This window comes from Erythrobacter sp. SN021 (assembly GCF_021864455.1).
The window spans coordinates 1-1,702 of sequence record NZ_JAKKUW010000014.1; the positions used below are offsets into that span (position 1 = coordinate 1).

Genomic DNA, 1,702 nt, shown 5'->3' on the forward strand with positions numbered 1-1,702 from the left:
GCGTGTACTGATTGCGTCCATTCACCGTATAGGGCCGGTCGGCATTGGCGAGCGCGTTGAACGCGTAACTGTCGTTCGACTGCGTCGTCTGCGCGATCTGTCCGGCGGGATTGTAGGCAAAGCCGCGCGTGTTGTCCGCTGAACTACCCACGATATTGGTCACCAGCGAACTCAAGCGCCCGAGCGGATCAAGCGCGACCGATTGCGAGGTGCCGTTGGCATAGGTCAGACCGGTCGGTTCACCGGCGCTGTCGGTGTGCGCCCTAAGGCTTTCCCAAATGCCCAAGCTCGATCCAGTGATTGCGCCTGTCCCCTCAATAAGGACCTAGGGCAAAATAAATCGACCTGATCTTACGACCTTTTCCTGATATAGATCACGTTGGCACTGTTCGTTTCAGCCCAAGCGGCGGCAGCTTTGAGTGAGTAACTCAAATCACTGTCATCGTGCGGTTGGGAGATATAAATGCTCTCCTCACCGTCAGCGTTTTTGCCAAAGCCAGTTCCATACCAATGGCCACCTTCATCCTCCTCGATCAACACCCACAGCGCTGATTCAGGAGGGTCCGGATCATCGTCACTGAGATAAATGATATCTCCAGAAAAGTTTTCAATTGCTGGGATCATTAGCAATCTCTGATCGATTTTTTGTTCTGCATCTCTTGCCACTCATCATAAGCATCCATGACCTCCGAGGGAGTCATGTCAGGGTTGTTTCGCCCGCCTCCAGGAATACCCTGCTGCCTTTTATAAACCTGATGGAACCACCGCCTGAATTGCTTGTTGGAGAGTGCCCTTCTCGCATCCCCAGGAGTGGCACAGGGCGCTGCGCAAGCTGGCGGGAAGGCAAGGTCGTGAAGCGTCTGAAATACAGTATCTACTGCGTTATCCGCAGTGTCGAACGCCCGCTCCGTAGCATCTTGCGCTTTTCCAAGAGCACAGGCGACGTCATCGACCACCTCCTCCGCAACACTTTTCGGCGGCCCTCCTCTACCGCCTCCTAGTCCAGTGTCGATGACGCGTCCATTGCGGCCGAACCCAAGGGCAGCGGTGTTTCCACATACGCTACAGCTCGCTTGCCAGCGGCTGCCGGTGACGACGATAACATTTCCACCACCACCACCACCGCCACTACCACCACCACCGCCGTCTTCAGTCTTGCAGTTAACAATGATCACGTTCTCGGTGACTGCCCCCCCCGACTCCCCTGAGCACAATCCCAACGGATCGACGAGGTTGACCGGATCCCCACCGACATAGGCGTACATATTCATCCCGTCGGCATAGCCGATCGGATCGGTCTGCATGAACCGGCCGAGCGTGGGCGAATACATACGAGCCTTGTAATAGTAGAGGCCCAGTTCCGGCAACCATGTCTGCCCGGTATAGCGGAACCGCCCCAGCCCGCCCGTGCCGGGTATGCCGTATTCATCGTAGCTGTTGATCGCCAGCATCGTGCCCGAGGCACTGCTTACCGCAATCACGCTACCCCGTTCGTCCTTGTGCAGATAGCGCCGGTCTGCTGTCCCCGCGCCTTCGTACCAGACCAGCGGATTGTCGATCCCGGGGCCATGCACGTAACGCCGCAGCAGCGTGCCCGAGGCATTGTATTCCCCGATCATATCGATACCGTCATAGGCGAAGCGCGTATCGACCTGCGGCGCGGTATAGCGATAGAGCCGACCCAGCGGATCGTAGGACAGCG

At 57.3% G+C, this 1,702-nt stretch carries 2 protein-coding genes and 1 pseudogene; all 3 read right to left on the bottom strand.

Features of this window, described 5'->3' with window-relative positions; translation table 11 throughout:
* A pseudogene (locus tag L5849_RS14645) lies at window positions 1–286 on the bottom strand (hypothetical protein); the annotation flags it as partial.
* Window positions 287–351: 65 nt separating this feature from the next.
* Complete coding sequence (locus L5849_RS14650; RefSeq protein WP_236926154.1) at window positions 352–624, bottom strand: hypothetical protein; 273 nt, start codon at window positions 622–624, stop codon at window positions 352–354.
* Window positions 624–1,702, bottom strand: a 1,079-nt coding sequence (locus tag L5849_RS14655; protein ID WP_236926155.1) for an RHS repeat-associated core domain-containing protein, incomplete at its 5' end; no start/stop codon positions are given. The genes L5849_RS14650 and L5849_RS14655, both read right to left, overlap by 1 nt.